The following is a 23077-nucleotide window of genomic DNA, read 5'->3' on the forward strand; positions in this document are numbered from 1 at the left end:
GCCAGCTGCAGTGCCGGGTAGCTAAGTATGGACGAGATAACTGCTGAAAGCATCTAAGCGGGAAACTCACCTCAAAACTAGTTCTTCCTATAGAGCCGTGGTAGACCACCACGTTGATAGGCTGGGTGTGGAAGCGCAGTAATGCGTGCAGCTGACCAGTACTAATAGCTCAATTGGCTTGATTTATGCACTGAAAAAAATTTTTGACTTTAATTGATATAATTTAAACTAATTACAATTCATTTAGTTTTATTCTTGAACCAATTGAATAATTCTTTTTTGATTTCTTTCCCAATATATATCCCCACTTATTTGCTGGCAGGCTGAAACCAGGTCTAATTCTTTTTATATTCTTTATTGAAAATTTATCTCCCTTTTTAATATTTTTAATAACATATATTGATCTTTGAAATTTGACATTTTTTAGCTCATTAACAGTTCTATAGAAATTTTTTTTACCCAAAAGTGTCCACGCTTTAATCATATCTTCTTTAAATTTTTTAATTTGTTTGCCCTTTATTGAAAATTCAATATCCAAACCCTTTTTTTGATTATCAAGCGCAATATGTTTTTCTATTACTCTTACACCTTTAGATATTGCTAACATCGCAACAGTATTATCAGTTGAATGATCAGAAAAACCAATTTCACATTTAAATTTCTTTTTTAAGACATCTATGTTGTTTAAATTAAAATCTTCATTTTTAGCTGGATATGAGCTTACACAATACAATAATACTAATTTTTTACATCCCGCTTTTTTGGCAGTCTTGTAAGCTTCGTTTATTTCATTTAAATTTGATAAACCTGTTGAAATAATTACAGGTTTTCCAATTTTACAAATTTTTTTAACTAAATAACTATCTTTCATTTCAAATGAAGAAATTTTATATAGTTTAGATTTAATCTTTTTAAGAAGCTCAACACCCTCATCGTCATATGGAGTACTAAAACATGGAATGTTTATTTTTTTTGCATATTCAAATAGTTCTTTTTGCCATTTTAATGGCGTTTGTGCTTCTTTGTACAAGTCCCATAATTTATAACCTTTCCATATACCATCTTTGACCTTAAAGTCATTTCTTGAAGAATCTATAGTCATATTTTTTGGCTCATATGTTTGTAATTTTACCAGATCCGCCCCATATTTTTTTGCTGTGTATATAAGTTTTTTAGCTCTTTTTATTGACCCGGTATGATTTGCAGAAATCTCTGCAATTAGTACTGGAGGCGAATTTTTATCAAAAATTTTTTTAATAATTTCTTTCATTTAGAAGTTAATCTATTGACCTGTTAAGATAAAAGGCTTCAGCATAATTTACTCCAACGCTAACTCCTCTAAAACTTGCAAAAGATTTAATTGCTTTAATTGACCTGCTGTGTGGGTAAGGTCTTAATTCATCTTTATAAAATTTGATCATTTCTAATTTTTTCCCTAAATGATTTGATATGTCTATAAAATAGTTTGGCTGAAAATTTTTACCTTTAAATAGTGCCCATTCTGTACTGGATGGAATTTCAAAACTTAAAATTTTTTTTACACATGTATCTTTCAAAGGTCTACAAGCGGTCATTACAGCTTCAAAAGTAACTCTGTGATCAATATTTAAGCAATTTTCATAATGTGTAATAATTATGTTTGGTTTAAATTCATTTATTTTTTTTTCAATTTTTTTTACAATTTTTAAAAGAGGAACTGTGTCCATTTTATTGTCAGGAAAACCAAAATTTTTTGGTTCAGGCAAGGAAAGAAATTTAAACAAATTTACGTAAGCTGTTTTCCTTTTTTTAATTTGATTATTGTTTACTTTTCTAGAGGATATGCCATTTGTCATAAAAATCACTTCTATAGAATTATCTTTTTGTAATTTTGATATTGTACCTCCACATCCTAAGATTTCGTCATCTGGATGTGCTGCAACTATGAGAATGTTTTTATTTTTCATTTATTTTTATTTCTACATTAGCATTAATTTTTTTTTTAACTATTTTAATATCATTGAAAAAAATTTTAAATTTTTTTAATTTAATATAAGCTTTAGGATAACCTGGAGCATCTAACATTCTTAAAAAATCGTAAAGTTTTCTAATTGATTTTACTTTTTTAAAATTTATTTCACTGTCTAATTTACTTCTTCTTTTGAAATACGAGGGTGTTCCTTTTTGTTCATTAAATTTAAGTTTTTTTGTTTTAATTATTTTTTTAATCATTTTAATGGATTTATTTTCCATTCTTTCAAATATCTCAGACGCGTTGCCTTTAAGCGAAAGTTCGTCTTTCAAACATATTGGTCCTGCGTCTAAATTTTTAACAATTTTAAACGCTGTTATGTTTGTTTTTTCTTTATTAAGCAAAATTTGGTTCTGTATAGGACTTCCACCCCTACCTTTTGGAAGATTAGAGGAATGAAATTGAATACAGAGATATTTTTCATAAATAGATTTACTGACAATTTTAGACCAATGAATAAAGAAAATTATCTTTGGATTTAATTTTTTAATTTTAGATACATTTAAGTTTGTACTTACAGTAAAATTTTTATTTAAATCTTTAAAATTATCTAATTTCCATTTTTTTTTTGTTATTATTAAAAATTTCATTTTTTATTTATTCGCAAATAGTATTTTTTTCCATAAAGTTTAAAAAAAGCTGGGTAATTTTTATTATCAACAACTCTAAATAAGTTAAATTGTGAAATAATTGATTTTTTTATATTGATCTCGCTATCTATTGGAGATCTTTTTTTATAAAAAGTGCTTTCCCCTTTTTGATTTTGTCCCAATTGAATTTTTTTACTTTTTTTATAAATTTTTATGAATTTAAGAATTAATTTTAAATTTTCTTTAAATTGAATTTTTTTTATTTCATCAAATAAAAAACTTTTTGGGATAATTACTCTTTTTTTAAAATAAATTTTACCACTATCAACACTTGAACTTGCTTCAATCAAAGAAAAATAAATCCTTTTTTTATTTTTTAAAATTTGCCAGGTTAAAGGAGACATGCCTTTACCCAAAGGTAAATTAGATTCATGTGGTACTAAATTTACTTTGGATTTAATTAAATATTTTTTTGGAATAATTTTAAAGTAACTAAAAATTATATTTATATCATAATTTTTTTTTAAGTTTTTGTGATCATTAAAAATTTTAATATTTTTTGAGTAATTACTTAAATGACTTATAATATTTTTTTTGTATTTATTTGCCCATGAAGATTTACTAATAAGTATTTGTATTTTCATTAATTTTTAATATATATACCTTCCATGAAATCAAATAACAAATATCTTAAAATCATATCAAAAATAGAAAAAATTAGATCAAAAAATAATGTTAATTGGATGAATATATTGAGATTAGCTTTTAAATTAGATCCAAAAAATGCATCAAAGATTATGAAGAAAATAAATTATGACGATAAAAAAATTTCAGAATTACTGAAAAAATTGTCTAATTAATGGATAAAATTTTAATATTAATACCTGCCAGAGGAGGCTCAAAGGGTATACCGAATAAAAATATTAAAAAATTTAATGGTAAACCATTAATTGAATGGACAATAAAGACTGCATTAGAGAGTAAATTAGCAGATAGAATTGTAGTAAGTTCAGACTCAAAAAAAATATTAAATTTATCAAAAAAATTCAATATTAGTTTATTAAAAAGGCCTAAATCTATAAGTGGAGATAAATCTTCAACAGAAAGTGTAGTAAAACATTGTTTAAAAAGTTATAATAATTCCTACAAAACAATTGTCTTATTACCCCCTACCAGCCCCGTAAGAAAAAAAAATATTTTAGATAATGCATTAAAATTTTTTAATTTAAAAAAGCTTGACAGTTGTTTTTCAGGCTCAAAGTTAAGTGACTTTTTGATATGGGAGTACAATAAAAAAAACAAAAAATATCGTAGTTTAAATTATGATTTTAAAAAAAGAGGAAATCGTCAATCAAGGAAGTCAACATATGTAGAAAATGGTTCAATTTACATATTTAAATCAAAAATTTTATTTAACAATAACAACAGGATAGGTGGCAAATTTGACATTTTCAAAATGAGTATTTTTGAATCCTTTGAATTAGATGAGAAGGAGGACTGGAAAATAATAGAATCAATCCATAAAAACTATATACTCAATAATAGTAAATAAAAATATGTCTCAATTTGATAAAGGAAGAGTTGTATACTTAAATGGAAAATATGTGCCTGAAAAAGAGGCCAAGATTTCAATATTTGACTCAGCATTAATGTTTGGTGACATGGTTTTTGAGATGACTAGATCATTCAATAAAAAACAATTTAAATTAAGAGAGCATCTTGAAAGACTCCTTAATGGAGTAAAAATTTACAGAATACCCTTAAATTTAAAAATTAAAGACTTAGAGAATATATGTTTAGAAACAATAAAAAAAAATGAAAAATTTTTTGAAAAAACAGATGAACATAGATTGATGATTAATATAAGTAGAGGACCTCTAGGAATTTATGCACCTGTTTTTGATAATAAGATAGAGCCAACAATAGTAGTGGCTGATTTTCCTCTTAAATGGACTGTTGCCAGTATGGGAAAATTGTATGATGAGGGTATTAATGCAGTTTTAGTAAATCAAAAAGCTATTCCATCTCATTTAATGGATCCGAAAATCAAAAATAGAAGCAGAGTTTTTTATCAGATGGCAAATATAGAGGCTTCAATGTTTAAAGGAAAAAATAACTGGGCACTTATGGCTGATCCTGATGGTTTTATTGCAGAGGGAAGTGGAGATAATTTTTTTATTGTAAAAAATAATATTGTAATAACTCCTGAAGGTAGAAATTGTTTAGTTGGCATATCAAGAAATTATATATTTGAAATTTGTAAACAACTAAAAATTAAATGTATTGAAAAAAATATTGAACCATATGATGTTTATACCGCAGACGAGGCATTTATGACAGGTACCCCGTTTTGTATTTTACCAGTATTTAAATTCAACGGGCTGAACGTGGGAAATGGTGAATTTGGAGTTGTTACAAAAAAATTACTAAAAAAATGGAGCAGTAATGTTGGACTGGATATTATTAAGCAGATAAAAGATTTTGGGAAAGAATGTGAAGATCTAAGTGAAAATTTTACAAGTCCATATCAATTTTCAAATAAAATCAAATAGTTAATCCAGTTTTAAATTATGCCAATAAAAAAGTACTCAAAAAGAATTGGTTTTATGCAAGGAAGATTGGTTTCTCCAGAAAAAAAAAATACCATACAGTTTTTTCCATCAAAAAATTGGAAAAAAGAACTTTCAATAGCTAGTAATAATAATTTTAAAATTATGGAATGGACAATTAATTATGAAAATATAGGTTCAAATCCATTATTTAATGGCAATATGGAAGAAGTAAAAAAAATGCTTGAAATAACCAAAATAAAAATACCATCAATTACTTATGATTATTTTATGGAAAAACCTTTTTTTAAAAAAAAAAATAATAAAAATAAAAAAAAAATATTGCTTAATTTGAAAAAAATAATTGAAAATTCAAATAAAATTGACGTTAAATATCATGTCTTTCCGTTAGTTGATAATTCTAGTATTAAATCCAAAATTGAGGAAAACAATTTAATAAAAGAAATAAAAAAATTATTAAAGTTTATTAAAAAAGGATCAAAAATTTTATTCGAAATAGATTATAAGCCAGAAAAAGTTATAAATTTCATAAAACTTTTTAACTCAATAAAAGTTGGTATCAATTATGATACAGGAAATAGTGCTGCATTAAATTATGATTTTAATCATGAAATAAAATATTTAAAATATATAAATAATATTCATATAAAAGATAGAATTTTACATGGCGAAACTGTTCGTCTTGGCAAAGGAAACTGGAAATATAAAGATTTTTTTAAGTTAATTAAAAATAAATATAGAGGTAATTTTATTTTACAGACTGCAAGAAGTAATGATAGAGATGATTTAAAAGAGATATTGATTAATAGAAATTTTTTTGAAAATGCAATTAAATAAAGTAATTTTAATTACTGGAGGATCAAAAAATCTAGGTAAATATTTAGTTAGTTATTTTTTAAACTTAAACTACAAGGTAATATGTGTATCAAAAAAAACTAAGTCTGATCTTCAATCAGACAATTATTTATGTGATTTAAGCAATAGCAGGCAATCTCAAAATTTGTTTAAAAAGCTCAAGAAAAAATATAAAAAAATTGATCTAATTATTTCATGTGCTGGAAAAAGTAAGAAAACATTTAAATTACGTGAAAAACAGCAAGATTGGCATATTGCATTAAATGATAATTTTTTTTGTTTTACAAATTTAGTTGACAGTTATTGTTTAAGTTACAAATACAAACCAACAAAAATTATCGCAATATCATCTATTGCCTCTGAGAAAATAACAAATGCTCCAATAACCTATTCTGTTGCAAAATCAGCATTAAATTTTTACGCTCAAATTAAGGCTAAGGAGCTTGCAAAGTTTAATATTAAGTTAAATGTTATTATGCCAGGTAATATTCTAATGGATAATAATAATTGGTCTAAAAAAATTAAAAAAGATAAAGCAAAAATTAAAAAATATATTAAAACAAATGTACCTCTAAATAAATTTTGCAATCCAAAACAAATAGCAGAAATTTGTAATTACCTATTCGGTTTTTCAGGAGATAACATAACAGGCTCAAAGTTTATAATTGATGGAGGTGAAAGTTTGTGAGAAAAAATGTTTGTTTAATAACAGGTGGAGCTGGATTTTTAGGAAGGAAATATTGTGAATTTTTTTTAAAAAAAGGTTTTATGGTTTTATGTGTAGATAAAGATAAAAATAAATTAATTAAAACTTATACTAATAAAAAAAATTTTAAATTCTTTACTTGTGATATTACTAAAGAAAAAAGCGTTTTAAATCTGTATAATAAAATAAATAAGAACTTTTTTGTTAATGTTCTTATAAATAATGCTGCAATTGATGCAGTTCCATTTAAAAAACAAAATAAAATAAAATTTCCTAAAGTTCAAGATTGGGATAAAGAATTAGATGTAAGCTTAAAAGGTTCTTTCTTAATGATAAAATATTTTGGTGAAGAAATGATAAAGAAAAAAGAAGGATCAATAATAAATATAGGTTCTGATTTATCTGTAATTGCACCAAACCAAAAATTATATAAAAGTTCATATAAAAATTATATTAAACCTGTAACTTACTCTGTAATTAAACATGGGATGTTAGGGTTAACAAAATATTTTGCATCTTTGTATGCAAAAGATAATGTAAGAGTAAACATGGTATCTCCTGGGCCAATAAAGAATAAACAAAGCTCGAAGTTTCTAAAAGAATTAACAAATGTTATACCAATGGAAAGATTAAGTGATCCTATTGAAATTATAGGTTTAATTTATTTTCTAGCAACTAAAGGTTCATCTTACATAACAGGACAAAATATTCTTATTGATGGAGGAAGAACAATAATATAATTAGTGAAATTAATTTTTTATTTTATATAAATTTACACTATAATTCTTTAATATAATTAATATTATGAAACCTTACTTAATAGCAGAAATAGGAATAAATCATAATGGCAGTTTAGAAATTGCTAAAAAATTAATTGATGCTGCAGTAGAGTGTAGATTTGATGCAGTCAAGTTTCAAAAACGAGAAATAGAACTTGTTTATTCTGAAGAAATCTTAAACTCACATAGAGATAGTCCATGGGGGAAAACTCAGAGAGAACAAAAAAATGGCCTCGAGTTTGGTGAAGATGAATACAAAGAAATAGATTCTTACTGTAAGTCAAAAAAAATAAGCTGGTTTGCTTCTGCGTGGGATTCAAAAAGCCTTACTTTTTTGGAAAAATTTGATCTCAGTTTTAACAAAATTGCATCTGCAATGATTGTAGATAAAGAGTTTTTAAATCAAGTTTCAAAGCAAAAAAAACATACTTTTATTTCAACTGGAATGTCATCTACAAAAAATATTGATGATGCAGTAGAGATTTTTCTTAAAAATAATTGTAGTTTTGAATTAATGCATTGTGTATCAACTTATCCTATGAAAGACTCTGATGCCAATTTAATGACAATTAATGCATTAAAAAAGAGATATAATTGTAAAGTTGGATACAGTGGCCATGAAAATGGAGTAGTTGTTTCACTAGCAGCTGTTGGTTTAGGTATAAGTTCACTTGAGAGACATATAACCCTAGATAGAACTATGTATGGAAGTGATCAGGCAGCATCATTAGAACTTAGGGGCATGAAGGAATTAACAAATTCAATTGATAAGATGTTAATTGCTTATGGAACAGAAAAATTAGGAAACATAATAGACGATGAAATTCCAATTGCTAAAAAGCTAAGAGCTCACATCAAAACAAATGATTAAAAGTGAAATAAGCAGTCTTTCCTCATCTTTGTTAACTGCTATTCAAGAAACAAATAAATCTAAAGAAAAACTAATTTTTCAAAAAAAAGAAATAAACCAGATTATAAATTTAATTTTCAAAAAAATTAAATTAGGAGGAAAATTAATTTTTTGTGGAAATGGTGGATCAGCAGCAGATGCACAACATCTAGCTGCAGAATTTTTAATAAGATTAAGACCCAAAGTTAACAGAAAACCTATCCAAGCAATAAGCTTAGCTTTAGATACTTCAACAATCACAGCTTGTGGAAATGATTATGATTTTGATAAAATATTTTCTAGACCTTTTCAAGCGCTGGTAAAAAAGAATGATGTTTTAATTGCTATTTCAACTTCAGGAAACTCAAAAAATATCATAGAGGTTTTAAAAGAGGCTAAAAAAAAAAAAATTTTAAGTATTTCGTTTTTAGGTTTTCAAGGTGGTAAAGCAAAAAATCATTCTCAAAAATATTTAATTATTAAAAGTAACAATGTTGCAAGAATTCAAGAAACACATATTTTTTTAGGTCATTTTATATTAGAAAAGGTTGAAGATTTATTATTAAAAAATAAAATTATATAATTTTAAATTATTAATTTCTTAATGTTTAGTTCAATAAATAAAACTCATAAAACATTGAATAACCTTGAAACTAGAGGAATGCATCAACAATTTAATGTACATTGGAAAAAAGCAAGGGGTGTGTTTGTTGTTGATAGAAATAATAATAAATATTTGGATTTTACTTCTGGTATTTTTGTTGCAAATGTAGGTCATTCAAACAAAGAAGTAATTAATGAAATATCAAAATCATTAAAATCACCTTTAATTTACTCTTATAATTATCCACATGAAAAACGTATTAATTACCTAAAATTATTAGAAAAATTTTGTAAAGGTTATTTTGAAAAATTTTATTTATTAAGTGGTGGAAGTGAAAGTGTAGAGGCAGCAATAAAACTTTCAAGGCTCTATGGAATAAAAAAGAAAAAAAGAAAATTGGGTATAATTTCTTTAAATGGTAACTGGCATGGTAGAACCATGGGTGCGCAAATGCTTAATTCAGACCCTAATCAAAATTCATGGACTATAAAAGATAAAAGAAATATTTTTTTAGACTTTCCTTATCCTTGGAAAGTTAAAAATAAAAATTCTAAAAATTTTTTTAAGGATTCCTTAAAAAAATTTAAAAAAAAAAATTTCAAAAAAGATTTTTGTGCATTTTTTTTAGAAAGCTTTCAAGGATGGGGAGCTGTCTTTTATCCAAAAAATTATGTTAAAGAGGTTGAAAAATTCTGTAAAAAAAATGACATACTCCTTGTTTTTGACGAAATGCAAGCTGGCTTTGGTAGGACAGGTAAAAATTTTGGATTTCAACACTATAATGTGAAACCAGACTTAATTTGTTGTGGAAAAGGAATGGGATCTGGATTCCCAATTTCTGGTGTTTTTGGTTCAAAAAAAATTTTGGATTTGCCAGCTCCTGGATCTATGAGTAGTACGAATTCTGCAAATCCATTGGCATGTGCAGCGGGTATCGCAACCTTGAAAGAGTTTAAAAATAAAAATATTGTTAAAAATTCAGAAATAATTGGAAAATTATTTCATATTGAATTGAATAAAATTAAGAAAAAATTTAATGAATTCATATTTGATATTCAAGGCAAAGGATTAATAGCTGCAATAATTTTTAAAGTTAATAACAATTCAAATTTATCCCCAACAGATCTTGCAAATGTTGTTTGTGAAAAAGCAATTAAAAATAAATTGCTTGTTGTAAGAACTGGTAGAGAATCTATTAAACTTGGACCTCCATTAATTATTAATAAACAAGAATTACTTAAGGGAGTAAAAATTTTAGAAAGATCTATATTTGAGACAATCAGCTGATAATTTTTATATTTAAATGTTTTATAAAAAAATAATTTTCCTTGAATGTGACCTAGGTGGTAGAGACGCAAAAATATATCTCACTCTTTCAAAATTTTTAGAAAATAAGATATCCCATGCTAAAGTGTATTTAATTAGTAGAATTAATATAAAATTTTTTATTACTAATTTTAAAAATTCAATTTTTATATTAACACCTCAAAAAATAAATAGATATAAAACTCATAAATCTAATTTATTTTATATTCTTGAAACTGAAGGTTTTTTAAATAAAGAATTATATCATTTAACTTATCAACGAAAAAACCTTCAAAACATAAAAAAAATATTTGTTTGGAATAATTTAACAAAAAAAAACCTTGTAACAGAATATAAAGTTAGCAAGGAAAATGTTTCAGTTATAGGACCTTTTCGACTAGTTTATTTATCAATTTTAAAAAAAAATATTAATAAATTTACAGTAGGTGTTCTGTGTAGGAATGTGGGGCTATCAAATTTTAAAAATATTTCTAAGATTAAATTTATATATGATTATATTCAACTAGAAAAAAAAAATAAAGTTTTAGGTTTAAAAGAGCATTGGTCTTTCCAGGAGATAATTGAGAATAATATAAAGAGTGTAGAAAATATTATAAAAATTTTAGATTATTATAATGACAAGAAAATTAATATAAACATAAGACCGCATCCAAATGAAAATTTCAAAGATTATATTTTTTTAGAAAACAAATATACTAATGTCAAAATAGATAGATCAGAGAATTTTTATGATTGGATTGAAAATGTGGATATAGTTTTCACACCTTCTTCTAGCACTAATATAGATTTAATTCTTAGCAATATTCCTTTAATTGATCTAAAGGGGAATTATAAAAAAGAGACTTTTTTGAATTTGCATAAACAACTAAGTCATAAGGTAGATTTCAATAATATAAAATTGACAATAAAAGATTTAAAAAAAATTAGAGCAAGTAAGAATAACAAACTTTTTGACCAATTTAAGAAAAAATATTTGAATAACTGCAATATAGATTTTAGTCACATGGTTGAATCGCTAAAAAAAGAATCATCTAATTTACCTAGCCAACATTATTGGAAATTAATTATATATGATTTTTATAATAACTTTAGATATCTATTGGCATGTTTGTACAAAAGAGAAAAAATTGATTTTAATTATAACTTTAGCTATGTTTTCAAAAAATATTCAATAAATCAAAAATTATTAAATAAATTTAATACAGTAAAATTTAAATTTTATTGATGAGAACAAAACAAAAAATTTTAGGTATTATTTTAGCCAAGTCAAAAAGTAGAAGAGTCAAAAATAAGAATTTTAGAAAAATTAAAGGAAAATATCTGTTTCAATATATTTTGGATGAGGCTATCAAAACATCAAGTTTTCAAACAATTCATATATCAACAGAATCAGAAAAAGTTTTAAAAAAAATAAAAAATTTAAAAAAAAAAAATATAAAATATAAAAAGTATATTGATCTGTCTTTTTTAAGACCAAAGCACATGACTGATGATAAGTTTCCAATGGAAAAGGTGGTTGATTATATTAGGGAAAAGTTTGAAGATAATAAATTTGAACACTTTGCTATGCTTTATGCTACAGCAGTTAATCTTAAACATAATGATTTAAAAAAGTTTATTAATTTTTATTTGAGATTATGTAAAAAATATTCAAACAGTGGTATTACATGCAGAACTTTAACAGCTTATCCAGCTCCAGTTGAGTGGTCGATGTCTTTAACAAATAAAAGTGAAATCAAGTATGATAATATTAATGCACACAAAAGAACCTCTGATACCTTCCAAAAAAAATTTTTTGACTCTGGTGGAATTCAAATATTTAATAAAAAATATTTTTATACTAATAGATCAAAAATATTTGGTTATGTGATGCCTTATTATAAATGTGTAGATATTGACTTTGAGGATGATTTTATTTTAGCAAAAAAACTAATTTAATCTTTTTGCATTTATTTTTTTGAGATTTTTTTCATAAATATTTCTTTTATTTAAATCTTTTCTTGAATTTTTTGATACAAAAGAAATTATGTAAGCAATCCTATCTGATTTAGATTTATTTTTAAAACTGCCATGAACACATTTGGAATCATGAGCAACACAATCGCCTGCATTTAGAGAATAATATTTTTTTTTATATTTATTTGAAATATTTTTAATTATTTTTGAACTTCCAGGAACTTTAGAAGATACATGTTTGAATATTTTATTGTGACTCTTTTGTAAATAATATAATACACCTTTTTTCTTGTTAGTATTGTTTAGGGTTATCCAAAAACTAAGACCTCTGCCATTTTTGTAGTTCCAATATTCATTATCTTGATGGAGTGGTGTTGGATGATTTTCCTTAAAGTTTTTTAGAAAAAATTGAATAGAATATAATTTTATTTCACTTCCAATTAGTTTTTTCGCGAGGTTTTGAATTTTTTTTTTTTTAGTCAATTGATAAAAAAAACTATTTTTATTTTTTTCTAATCTATGAAGGGAGCTTGGAATATTTTGTGTTTTTGAAAAATTAAAATCTCTACCTAATTTTAATTTTTTTAAGTTTTTTGAAGTATATAGCTTATATTCTTTTTTTAATTTATTAATTTCACTAAATGAAATTAAATTATTAATTTTAAGTTCGCCATTTTTATTAAAATAGTCTATAGGGTTCATATTTAATTGTTTTAGTAAATATTAATTATTCATGCAACCAAAAAAAATATTTTTGACAGGTGGGACAGGAACATTTGGTCAAGGCTTTGTTGAATATTTGTTGAAAAAAAAGTTTACAAAAAAAATTGTAATTTTTTCTAGAGATGAATTGAAGCAAAGTGAAATGAAAAAAAAATTTCAAATTCATAAAAATAAACTTAGATTTTTAATAGGCGACATTAGAGATAAAGATAGGGTTCTAAATTGTCTTGCAGATTGTGATACTGTGGTGCATGCAGCTGCTTTAAAAAGATTAGAAGTTTGTGAAGAAAATCCAACTGAAGCAATAAAGACCAATATAAATGGAAGTGAAAATATTATTAACTCAAGCCTTGAAAATAACTATATAAAAAAAATAATTCTAGTTTCTACTGATAAAGCTGTAAATCCAATTAATCTTTATGGATCAACAAAATTATCTGCAGAAAAACTTTTTCTATCAGCAAACAATATGAAAGGACCAAGAAAAAAAATGTTTTCTGTTGTCAGATATGGAAATGTTATAAATTCTAGAGGATCTGTTATTCCTTATTTTTTGAAATTGATTGAACTAAATAAAAAAATATTACCTTTAACTGATGAAAGAATGACAAGATTCATAATTAATATAAATCAAGCATTAAATTTTGTTTACAATTCTTTGAAAATAATGAAAGGGAATGAGATTTTTGTTCCTAAACTTCCATCAGTTAGAATATCAGATATAATTTCAGCTTTGAATTGTAAACCAAGGCTACTTGGCAAAGGAAAAGGAGAGAAATTGCATGAAGTTTTGATTTCAATGGAAGAAAAATATTACGCCAAAGAACACAAAAATTATTTTGTAATTAATTCAAATCATAAAAATCAATTTATTAAGAAATTTTTAGATTATGATTCAGGAAGTAATAAAAACTTTTTAAACAGAGATCAAATTACATCATTACTTAGAAATCTTATGAAGAATGAAAACAATAAGATATAGCCAACCATATATTGATAATAGTGATTTTATTTTTATTAAAAATTCACTTAAGAATAATTTTATAACTCAAGGACCTTTTCAATCAAAATTTGAAAAAAAATTAAATAATAAATTTGGATTTAGATACAGTATTCTAACCTCTAATGCTTCAAACGCCCTTGTTGTGAGTTTAAAAGCTCTAAATGTAAAATCTAATGATATTGTGTGGACTTCAAATATTACTTTTTGCTCTAATATTAATTCTATATTACACTTAGGCGCTAGAGCTGTTCTTATAGATGTTGACAAAAAGTACCCAAATATAACTTATGAAATTTTAAAAAAAAAATTATTAAAAACTAAAAAAAAACAATTACCTAAAGTTTTAATAATAACCCACATGGGGGGAATCGCTATAGATATGAAAAAAATTTGGAAGTTATCTAAAATTTATAATTTTAAAATTTTAGAGGATGCAAGTCATGCTTTAGGGTCGAGGTATGAATGTGGTAATTATGTTGGATGTGGAAAATATTCAGAAATATCAGTTTTTAGTATGCATGCTATAAAAATTATTACTACTGGAGAGGGAGGGATAATTTCTGTAAAAAATAAAGAAAATTACAGAAATATTAAAAAATTAATTTCCCATTCTATGGTTAGAAAATCAAAAAAATCAAATAATATTAAAGATTATGATGTTAAAAATTTGGGATATAATTTTAGACTAACTGATTTTCAGTGTGCATTAGGAATTTCACAATTAAAAAAAATAAATTTTCTTCATCGAAAAAGAGTAGACATAGCAAATTACTACATAAAAAAACTTTCAAATCAAAAGTACGATTTTTTTAAAGAGAAAATTCACTTTCACTCATGGCATCTTTTTATAATAAGATTAAAAAAAAATATTAATAATAAAAAAAATAAGCTAGTAAAAATGCTAAACAAAAATAATATTGAAACTAGAATTCATTATATACCAAATCACCTTCATACATTTTATAAAAAAAACTCAAATGTCATTTTTAATTCAAATAACTTAAGAAATTCGATTTCGTATTTTAAAGACTCTTTATCTATTCCAATTCACCCAATGTTGAAAATTAAAGATTTAGATCGAATTATAAAAATATTAAACTCTTTTTAATTATGATTTGTAAAAATTGTTTAACTTTGAATACTTCAAGTAATTTTTTTTTAAATGGCACCTGTAGTGCTTGTTTAAATTTTAATCAAAGAAAAAATATTGACTGGGATCTAAGAGAGAAAAAATTTAATACTATATTTAAAAAGAATATAAATTTTGATTATGACTGTGTAATTCCTGTTAGTGGAGGCAAAGATAGTACTTATCAAGTTATCAAATTATTAGAAACAGGATGCAAACCTTTAGCTGTTTGTGTGAATACAGGACATATGAGTAAAATTGGTAAAATAAATTTAGAGAATCTTAGATCACTGGGTGTAGAATTATTAAATATTCAATTTTCCAAACAATTATCAAATGAATTGTCTCGAATTGGGCTAATTGAAACAGGTGATATTGAATGGATTGAAAATATGGCAATAAATTGTGGAATAACAAACATTACAAAAAAATTGAAAATTAATAAAATCTTATGGGGAGAAAATTCTCAAAATGAGTATGGTGGACCCTCAAATTTAAGTGAAAGTTACTTATTGAATTATAAAATATGGTTAAAAAAATTTGGTGGTCAACTAAATTTAGATATCAAAAAAATATCACAAAAGTACAAACTTAAATTACCAAAATTATTTTTTAATTATTTGCCATACAATGAAATAAAAAAAATAAAATCAATTTATTTAGGTTATTTTTTTAAATGGGATGGTTTTGAAAATTATAATTTCGTAAAAAAATATGGATTTCGGAGTAGTACTCAAAGAGTAAGGGGTAGTATTTTAAAATATGAGAATATCGATAATTATCATGATGGAATTCATGACTATTTTAGATTTTTAAAAATAGGAATGGGAAGGACTCACGATCAAGTTTCTAGGCTTATAAGAAGAAAGAAAATATCAAAAGTTAAAGGTGTTGAGCTAATTAAAAAATATGATGGTGAATTTCCAGATGAATACTTAGGAGTTAAGTTAGAAACAATTTTAAAAGAGATAAATTTAACAAAAAAACAATTCATAAAGTTATGTGTTAAATATACAAATTGGGAAATATTTGATAAAAAAAATACTTTGATAAGACAAAACATTTTTAGACCAAAATTAAAAAGTAAGTTTATGCTTTAAATTTATGGTAACAAATAAACTTAAAAATTTGTCAGGAAAAGTATTTAATAAATTTTATTTCCTAATCTTTTTTTTATTTTCTGCTGCAATTTTAGAACTTATAGGAATAGCCTCAATTCCACTATTTTTAGAATTTTTACTTAATCCTGAAGATAATTTTATTGTAAGCAATTTTGATCAAAGTACGATAGTAAATTTTAAATTTGAGATATTTCATTTTTGTTTATTTATTTGCTTTATTTTTTTTATTAAGAATGCTTTTTTAAGTTGGATATACTTTTTTGAACAAAATTTGCTTTATGTGATAAAAGTTCAGAACGCAAAAAAATTATTTGATTATTATTTAAATTCATCGATAAATTTTTATAAAAAAAAAAATTCAGCAGAATTAGTAAGAAATATAGTTACTGAAAATAATCAAGCATGTTTTTATCTTCAATCTATTGCAATGATTGGAAGAGAGCTTCTAGTACTTTTGTTGATACTAATAATGTTATTTTTAAATTCATTTAAAATTACATTTATAACAGTAACTTTTTTAGTTTTCTTTTCATATTTATTTTATTTTTATTTTAAAAAAGAAATTAAAAATAGAGGGATAGAGCTTCAAAATCAAAGGTTCAAAATTTTTAAAAAATTAAATGAAGCATTTGGGGCTGTAAAAGAAATTAAGACCTTGCAAGTAGAAAAACAGATTACAAGTTTTTTTAATGATGTATTTGATAAGTCAGAATTAAATCAAAGGTACTATGATTTTATCTCTAAACTGTCTAGACCTTTTCTTGAATTTCTCTCAGTCTTGTTTTTATCACTGATTATTATTTTTTTTTACAGAAATGACATAGTCCAGGAAAAATTTTTATTTGATTTATCTCTTTTTTCAATATCTTTAATAAGGTTTATACCAGCTTTTAATTTGATAACCAGATCTTACTCAAAACTCAAATTTTTAAAACCTTCATATAATTTGATAGATCAAGAAATTTCACACTTTAAAAAAATTAGTAAAATTTCTCAAGAACAAAAATTTGAAATGATCAAAAGTGAAATAGAATTTAAAAATCTCAAATTACATGAAGTAAGTTATAATTATCAAGAAATAAAAATTATTAAAAATTTAACATTTGAAATATCAAAAAATGATAAGGTGTTGATAACTGGTCACAGTGGTACTGGTAAAACAACATTATGTGATATAATTTTAGGCTTACAGGAAAATTTTACTGGAAAAATTTTTATTAATAACTCAGATAAATTAATATTTTCTGAAAATTGGAAAACAATTATTAGTTATGTACCACAAAATATTTTTTTGATCGATGATACTATTGGAAAAAATATATCATTTGATCTGTATGAAAAAGAAAAAGATGAAAATTATATAAAAAAAATATTAGATATAGTTTGTTTAGGAGAGGAATTTAAAAATATAAATCGTGAAATTGGAGAACTGGGCATGAATATATCTGGTGGTCAAAAACAGAGATTGGCTATTGCAAGAGCTTTATATAAAAAGCCACAACTTTTAGTTTTAGATGAGGCCACTAGCGGTATTGATAAAAAAACTGAAATGCAGATTATTAATAATATTATTAATTTTATTCCTGATATTACTTTGATAATGGTTACGCATAGAGAAAATTCAAGTTTAGTTTTTGATAAAAAAATTTTATTATAGTTTCCCAATTTATGATTAAGCTTCATCCACCAAAATTATCAAATAAAACAATTAAAAATGTTAACAAAGTTCTTAGGTCAAATTGGCTTTCTACTTCTGGAAAAAATATTAGTAGATTAGAGGTTAAATTATCAAAAATTCATAATGTAAAGTATTGCTGTGCAACAATTAATGGTACTAGTGCATTGGATTTAGCAATAAAGTCAATAAAAACTGACGATAATGAAGAAATAATAACGACAGGTTTAAGCTGGATATCAACAGTTAATGCATTGTTATATAATAATATCAGTCCAATCTTTTTAAATGTAAGTAAGGATTTAAATCTAAATTTAGATGATTTAGAGAAATTTATACAAAATGAAACTTATGTAAAAAATAAAACACTTTTTAATAAAAAAACAAACAAAAAAATTATTGCAGTATTATTTGTAAATCTTTATGGAAAAACATTGGATATTCATAGGATTAAAAAAATAATTAAAGCAAGCAAAGCAAAAGTATATTTAATTGAAGATGCTGCCGAAAGTTTAGGTGCAAAGTATTCAGGAACTAAAAAAACTGCTGGATCATTAGCTGATATAAGCTGCCTTTCTTTTAATGCAAATAAAATTATAACATCATCTTGTGGAGGAGCGTTGTTAACGAATGATACTAAAATTTATAAATTTTCAAGTCATAAAGCAAATCAATGTAAAAAAAAAAATTTTTATAATGATGGTGTTGGTTATAATTATAAAATTACAAATCTGAATGCAACAATTTTACTAAGTGAATTACAATATTTAAATAAAAAAATAAAAAAAAAAAAAAATATTATAGAAAAATATTCTACTTTTTTTAAAAAAAATGAGAAAGTTAAGTTACTAAATTATGATAAGGATGGCACAAATAATTGGTTAATAAATGTAAAAATAGTTTCTAAAAAAAAAATTACAAAGAAAATAATTTCTTATTTAGAAAAAAACAATATAGAAGCACGACCAATTTTTATTCCATTTACTGAACTGAAGTATCTCAAAAAGTATCAAAAATATAGAACCAAAAATTTGAAAAATATTGTTGAAAATTGCATCTCATTGCCATCTGGCACAGAACTTAAAACTAAGGAGATTAAAAAAGTTTCAAATTCGATAATTAATTTTGTAAATGAAAAAATTAAAAATTAAAAAAAAAATATTTTTTATTAAAAATACAACATTTCAAAAAATTCATTTAACAAAATTTAATATTTTAGAATTATCAAAACAATACGAAGTTTATTTAATCGATTTAACTGGTATTTTTAAAGGTCAAGTCAAATTTGATAGAGTTAAAAATTATAAAAATTATATTAAAATAAATACAATAGAGAAACTTTATGATTTAATTTTAATAAATAATCCTGACTTAATTATAGATATGTTGGGTAATAATTATTTAATAAGAACTTTAAGGATAAGAAATTTTTTTTTAAAAAATAATTTAAATACTTTAATTATGCGTAGAGGTTTACAACCTCACATAAAATTTAGTTTGATTGAAAGGATTTCAATAAATATTAAAAATCCATTCTATTTTATCAAATCAATTTATGCGTATCTTACCAAACACTTTTTTAAATTTTTTTTCAATAATTTGATACCAAAATTTTATATATCCTCTGGATATAAAGGAGATAATTTAAGATATAAAATAAAAAAATATAATTTTTATAGTTATGATTTTGAACTTACCAAAAAGAAATTTTTTAAGAAAATAAACATTAATAACTATGCAGTATTTATTGATGAAAATATAGTTTTTCATCCAGATTACTACAATTCTAATTATCCTAATTCACCAGCAACTCTTAAATATTATAAAAGTTTACAAAATTTTTTTACTAACTTCGAAAAAAAATACAATTTAAAGATATTAATTGCACTACATCCTTCAACAACTAAAAAAGTTGAAAAATATTTTAGAAATTTTTTAAGATTTAGAGATATAACCAATCAACTTATTAAAAAATCAAATTTAGTATTTTTACATTCTTCAACTGCAAAACATTTTGCAGCGATTTATAAAAAGCCAATGATTTATCTAACAAGTAATGAAATAAAAAAAAGTTGGTTTCAAACTTATATTAATCAAAATAGCAATCTATTTAATTCTCAAATAGTTAATATAGATAATTTAAATTTTAAAATAAAAAAATTAAATATATCAAAAGTTAAATACCAAGAATTTATTTCTAATTATGTTATTCACCCAAAGTTTAGAAAAGAAAATAAAAATTTTTTACAAATTATAAATGAAATTATAGAAAATGAGTGAATTAATAATATTTAATTGCAAATTAAATCAAGAGATAATTAAAAGAATTGAAAATCAAAATAAATCAAAAAAGATTTACTGTCTTAATTTTAGTAATAATTTTTTTAATTTTAAAAGTAGAAAATTTATTGAAATAAATCAAAATATTAAATTTCAGAAATTTTGTAAGATAAAGATAGGAGAAATTTTTGAAAAAATAAAAAAACAAAAAATATTTGATGAATTTTGGACGATGAAAGTTTCAGAATTTAATCTAGCAGATAATTTTTGGATAAATTTTTTTAGAAAAGAATATATAAGTGATTTAATTAAAATTAAAAAAATTAATAAAATTTATTTCTTCACAGATATAAAAGAATATAGTCTCAACCAATGCTTATCTGATTTACCTAATATTAAATATATATATATAAAAAAAAATTTTCTAAAAAAAAAATTTCTTTTTCAAAATTTTTTTTATTTGAGTATATTAATCATAAAATTAAAAAATTTGATTTATGAAATTAAGAACTTAATTTTATTAAAATTTTCTAAAAAAAAAAATATAAAATCTAAAAATATATTTTTCGCAAATTTCCCAGATCACTTCGATGAAAATCTCAATATTTCCTACTATAAAAATAATAATTTTTTTTTCTATTATGTTTCATTGATAAGAGGAAATAAAAATTTGTTAAATTCACCAAAGTTAGGATTTTTCAATAAATTAAATAAAAACAAAAATTTTGATTTTATTGAAAGATATATTTCTTTAACTGATATATTTAATAGTTATTTTTGTAAAAATTCTTTTACATTGAAAAATAAAATTCAGTCTAATCTTAATAAAATTGGAATACATGGTTATTTAGAAAATTATATTAATTATTATTACAGAAATGTAGAACTTCCTAAACTTCTAGTTTATGAAAAAGGAATCAAAAGTACTTTAAATAAAATCGGTAACAAAAAAAAAATTAATTATGGATATTTTGAATTTACCGAAGGAAGAGTGATGACAAATATTTTAAAAAAAGAAAATTTTAATAGCTTAGCATTACAGCATGGATTTGTTGGTTTTTTTCAGAAAATAAGATGTTTTGATGTATTTAAGGTTTTAAATAAATCTTTCATTCCAAAAAAGATTCGTTTACTTCAAAAAATTACACTTAATAAAAAAAAATATAACGAAAAAATAAATTTTCTTCACACCAATCTATCCAAGAAGAAAAAAGATGCATTTTCGTACTCAACGAATTTAAATTTTTTACTTTTTTCTGATCTTCATAACATTAAGAGTTATGATAGTTTTTTAAAGTTATCTAAAAAACTCAAAAATATTAAAATTTATTTTAGACCCCATCCGAAAAATATAAAATACTATAAAAAATTTTTTAAAATGAATAAATTTAATAATATATTTCTTGATGAGGAAAAAAATTATGACATATCAATAACAAAATATAAAATTAATTGTATATTAATTTCAAGTTATACTGGTGTATTAAATCAAATTTATAATAAATATTGGCCAATATTGATTTTAAATTTCAAAAATCATATCCCAAACATAAATTGTAATAATAGATTTTATAGAGACTTTGTAATAGAAAATTTAGGTAAAGTAGAATTTGTTAAATATTTTTCTAAAAAAATGAGAAGTAAATTTTTAAAATCTATTAATATTTAATTTATGAAATTTAAAACAATAATTTTTATACCAAATTTAAGAGATGGTGGTGCTGAAAAAGTTGCAATTAATCTAGCTAATGATTTAGCGGAAAAGAATAGAGAAATTATTCTTTTAACTTTAAAAAAAAAATTTAATAAAAATTTTATTTTATCAAATAAAATAGAATTTATTGAATTAAAATCAAAAAGATTAGTTTTTTCTATATTTGAAATAACTAAAATACTAAATAAAGTGAAACCCAAGTATTTTATTTCTTTTTTATACGCAGCATGTGTAATTTCTGTCTTATGTAAATTTATTTCTTTTTCAAATACTAAAATAATATTTTCAATTCATAACAATTATTCAAAATCATTTATAAATTTTAAATCAAAAATTACCCTAATACTTTTTAAATATTTTATTAAATTTTCTTATATGACAATCACGGTCTCAAAGGGTTTAAAAAACCAAATAAAAAAAGAATTTAATCTATCAAGTGATAATATAAAATATATTTACAATCCAATATTTAAAAATAATATAATTTCAGAAAGTTTAAAAAAAGACAAATATTTAAATTTATTTAAGAAAAATAATATAAATATTCTTTTAATTGGTAGATTAACTAAACAAAAAAATCAAATTTTTGTAATTAAAAATTTAAGAAAATTAAAAAATTTTAATAAAATCAATCTTTTTATTGTAGGTTTAGGAGAAGACTATGATGCATTAAAAAAGGAGGTGTTAAGAAATAAATTAAATTATAGGGTTTTTTTTCTAGGATATAGAAAAAATCCATACAATTTAATCAGAAATTGTGATTATTTAATACTACCTTCTTTATGGGAAGGTTTTGGCAATGTTGTAGGAGAAGGTTTGTTTTTCAAAAAAAAAATAATAAGCTCAGATTGTAATTTTGGGCCTAAAGAAATTTTGGATGATGGAAAATATGGATTTTTATTTAAATTAAATTCATCTAAAGATTTTATTTGTACTTTTAATAAAACTTTTTTTAATTCAAAAATTTTGCCCAACAATACATACCTTAACCAATTTAAAGTATCTGAAGTTACTTTAAAGTATATTGAGGTTTTGAAATAGATATTATAATTAATTAAATACTCTTAGAAAATAATTTTAAAAAAACATGAAAATCAGTAAATTTAGATTATTAAAAATATTTATTCTAAATATCCAAGATTTATT

The 23077-nt window shown here is 23.0% G+C and carries 24 protein-coding genes and 1 rRNA gene (1 of these 25 cut by a window edge); 20 read left to right on the plus strand and 5 right to left on the minus strand.

Annotation, left to right across the window (positions count from 1 at the left end):
* Window positions 1–186: ribosomal RNA gene (locus ACTTAO_RS04360) — 23S ribosomal RNA — on the plus strand (it extends 2567 nt beyond the left edge of the window).
* Window positions 187–232: 46 nt separating this feature from the next.
* Here ACTTAO_RS04360 and pseI read toward each other — a convergent pair.
* Genes pseI through ACTTAO_RS04380 form a run of 4 tightly spaced genes read right to left on the minus strand, consistent with a single transcriptional unit; the run spans window position 233 to window position 3245 of the window.
* Window positions 233–1270: a pseudaminic acid synthase gene (gene pseI, locus ACTTAO_RS04365; protein WP_440691041.1), complete on the minus strand. Its 1038-nt coding sequence runs from the start codon at window positions 1268–1270 to the stop codon at window positions 233–235.
* Between the two features lie 7 nt (window positions 1271–1277).
* Window positions 1278–1946 carry a PIG-L deacetylase family protein gene (locus tag ACTTAO_RS04370; RefSeq protein ID WP_440691043.1) on the minus strand — a complete coding sequence of 223 codons (669 nt, stop codon included), beginning with the start codon at window positions 1944–1946 and terminating at the stop codon, window positions 1278–1280.
* Complete coding sequence (locus ACTTAO_RS04375) at window positions 1936–2601, minus strand: formyltransferase family protein (protein WP_440691045.1); 666 nt, start codon at window positions 2599–2601, stop codon at window positions 1936–1938. Before ACTTAO_RS04375 ends, ACTTAO_RS04370 begins: the two co-directional genes overlap by 11 nt.
* Window positions 2598–3245: a formyltransferase family protein gene (locus ACTTAO_RS04380; RefSeq protein ID WP_440691047.1), complete on the minus strand. Its 648-nt coding sequence runs from the start codon at window positions 3243–3245 to the stop codon at window positions 2598–2600. The genes ACTTAO_RS04375 and ACTTAO_RS04380 overlap by 4 nt, the downstream gene beginning before the upstream one ends.
* A 24-nt stretch (window positions 3246–3269) precedes the next feature.
* Here ACTTAO_RS04380 and ACTTAO_RS04385 point away from each other — a divergent pair, with 24 nt between their 5' ends.
* The 11 genes from ACTTAO_RS04385 (at window position 3270) to ACTTAO_RS04435 (ending at window position 12268) form a co-directional block, all read left to right on the plus strand.
* On the plus strand, window positions 3270–3461 hold the full coding sequence (locus tag ACTTAO_RS04385) for a hypothetical protein (RefSeq protein WP_440691049.1): 192 nt from the start codon (window positions 3270–3272) through the stop codon (window positions 3459–3461).
* Window positions 3461–4153, plus strand: a complete 693-nt coding sequence (locus ACTTAO_RS04390; RefSeq protein WP_440691051.1) for an acylneuraminate cytidylyltransferase family protein — start codon at window positions 3461–3463, stop codon at window positions 4151–4153. Before ACTTAO_RS04385 ends, ACTTAO_RS04390 begins: the two co-directional genes overlap by 1 nt.
* A gap of 4 nt (window positions 4154–4157) precedes the next feature.
* Entirely contained in the window at window positions 4158–5153 is a 996-nt protein-coding gene (locus ACTTAO_RS04395; protein WP_440691053.1) for an aminotransferase class IV, read from the plus strand.
* Between the two features lie 18 nt (window positions 5154–5171).
* Window positions 5172–6008 (plus strand): sugar phosphate isomerase/epimerase family protein, encoded by an 837-nt coding sequence (locus tag ACTTAO_RS04400; RefSeq protein ID WP_440691055.1) that lies wholly within the window; start codon window positions 5172–5174, stop codon window positions 6006–6008.
* The gene (locus tag ACTTAO_RS04405; protein WP_440691057.1) at window positions 5995–6714 is read left to right on the plus strand and encodes an SDR family oxidoreductase; all 720 of its coding nucleotides are present in this window, start codon (window positions 5995–5997) and stop codon (window positions 6712–6714) included. The genes ACTTAO_RS04400 and ACTTAO_RS04405 overlap by 14 nt, the downstream gene beginning before the upstream one ends.
* Entirely contained in the window at window positions 6711–7472 is a 762-nt protein-coding gene (locus ACTTAO_RS04410) for an SDR family oxidoreductase (RefSeq protein WP_440691059.1), read from the plus strand. Before ACTTAO_RS04405 ends, ACTTAO_RS04410 begins: the two co-directional genes overlap by 4 nt.
* A 64-nt stretch (window positions 7473–7536) precedes the next feature.
* Window positions 7537–8382, plus strand: a complete 846-nt coding sequence (locus ACTTAO_RS04415) for an N-acetylneuraminate synthase family protein (RefSeq protein WP_440691061.1) — start codon at window positions 7537–7539, stop codon at window positions 8380–8382.
* Entirely contained in the window at window positions 8375–8983 is a 609-nt protein-coding gene (locus ACTTAO_RS04420) for a D-sedoheptulose-7-phosphate isomerase (protein ID WP_440691063.1), read from the plus strand. The genes ACTTAO_RS04415 and ACTTAO_RS04420 overlap by 8 nt, the downstream gene beginning before the upstream one ends.
* 21 nt (window positions 8984–9004) lie before the next feature.
* Window positions 9005–10291 (plus strand): class-III pyridoxal-phosphate-dependent aminotransferase, encoded by a 1287-nt coding sequence (locus tag ACTTAO_RS04425; protein ID WP_440691065.1) that lies wholly within the window; start codon window positions 9005–9007, stop codon window positions 10289–10291.
* Window positions 10292–10307: 16 nt separating this feature from the next.
* The gene (locus ACTTAO_RS04430; RefSeq protein WP_440691066.1) at window positions 10308–11555 is read left to right on the plus strand and encodes a hypothetical protein; all 1248 of its coding nucleotides are present in this window, start codon (window positions 10308–10310) and stop codon (window positions 11553–11555) included.
* A complete protein-coding gene (locus tag ACTTAO_RS04435; RefSeq protein WP_440691068.1) occupies window positions 11555–12268 on the plus strand; it encodes a cytidylyltransferase domain-containing protein in 714 nt (237 codons plus the stop codon). Before ACTTAO_RS04430 ends, ACTTAO_RS04435 begins: the two co-directional genes overlap by 1 nt.
* On the opposite strand, the gene ACTTAO_RS04440 is transcribed toward ACTTAO_RS04435, so the two are convergent.
* The gene (locus ACTTAO_RS04440) at window positions 12260–12988 is read right to left on the minus strand and encodes a phytanoyl-CoA dioxygenase family protein (protein ID WP_440691070.1); all 729 of its coding nucleotides are present in this window, start codon (window positions 12986–12988) and stop codon (window positions 12260–12262) included. The two genes, ACTTAO_RS04435 and ACTTAO_RS04440, sit on opposite strands and share 9 nt — an antisense overlap.
* A 31-nt stretch (window positions 12989–13019) precedes the next feature.
* Between ACTTAO_RS04440 and ACTTAO_RS04445 the strand changes: the two genes are divergently transcribed.
* The 8 genes from ACTTAO_RS04445 to ACTTAO_RS04480 are packed head-to-tail and all read left to right on the plus strand — an operon-like array spanning window position 13020 to window position 22972.
* On the plus strand, window positions 13020–13991 hold the full coding sequence (locus tag ACTTAO_RS04445) for a polysaccharide biosynthesis protein (RefSeq protein ID WP_440691072.1): 972 nt from the start codon (window positions 13020–13022) through the stop codon (window positions 13989–13991).
* Window positions 13972–15120, plus strand: a complete 1149-nt coding sequence (locus ACTTAO_RS04450) for a DegT/DnrJ/EryC1/StrS family aminotransferase (RefSeq protein WP_440691074.1) — start codon at window positions 13972–13974, stop codon at window positions 15118–15120. The genes ACTTAO_RS04445 and ACTTAO_RS04450 overlap by 20 nt, the downstream gene beginning before the upstream one ends.
* A gap of 2 nt (window positions 15121–15122) precedes the next feature.
* Entirely contained in the window at window positions 15123–16241 is a 1119-nt protein-coding gene (locus tag ACTTAO_RS04455) for an N-acetyl sugar amidotransferase (RefSeq protein WP_440691076.1), read from the plus strand.
* A gap of 4 nt (window positions 16242–16245) precedes the next feature.
* Complete coding sequence (locus ACTTAO_RS04460) at window positions 16246–17919, plus strand: ATP-binding cassette domain-containing protein (protein ID WP_440691078.1); 1674 nt, start codon at window positions 16246–16248, stop codon at window positions 17917–17919.
* An 11-nt stretch (window positions 17920–17930) separates the two neighbouring features.
* Entirely contained in the window at window positions 17931–19088 is a 1158-nt protein-coding gene (locus ACTTAO_RS04465; RefSeq protein ID WP_440691080.1) for a DegT/DnrJ/EryC1/StrS family aminotransferase, read from the plus strand.
* Window positions 19069–20217 (plus strand): hypothetical protein, encoded by a 1149-nt coding sequence (locus ACTTAO_RS04470; protein ID WP_440691082.1) that lies wholly within the window; start codon window positions 19069–19071, stop codon window positions 20215–20217. The genes ACTTAO_RS04465 and ACTTAO_RS04470 overlap by 20 nt, the downstream gene beginning before the upstream one ends.
* On the plus strand, window positions 20210–21886 hold the full coding sequence (locus tag ACTTAO_RS04475) for a hypothetical protein (RefSeq protein WP_440691084.1): 1677 nt from the start codon (window positions 20210–20212) through the stop codon (window positions 21884–21886). The genes ACTTAO_RS04470 and ACTTAO_RS04475 overlap by 8 nt, the downstream gene beginning before the upstream one ends.
* A gap of 3 nt (window positions 21887–21889) precedes the next feature.
* On the plus strand, window positions 21890–22972 hold the full coding sequence (locus ACTTAO_RS04480; RefSeq protein WP_440691086.1) for a glycosyltransferase: 1083 nt from the start codon (window positions 21890–21892) through the stop codon (window positions 22970–22972).
* Window positions 22973–23077 lie beyond the last annotated feature (105 nt).

Origin of the sequence: Candidatus Pelagibacter sp. HIMB1782 (genome assembly GCF_052047475.1) — a bacterium.
GTDB lineage: Bacteria > Pseudomonadota > Alphaproteobacteria > Pelagibacterales > Pelagibacteraceae > Pelagibacter.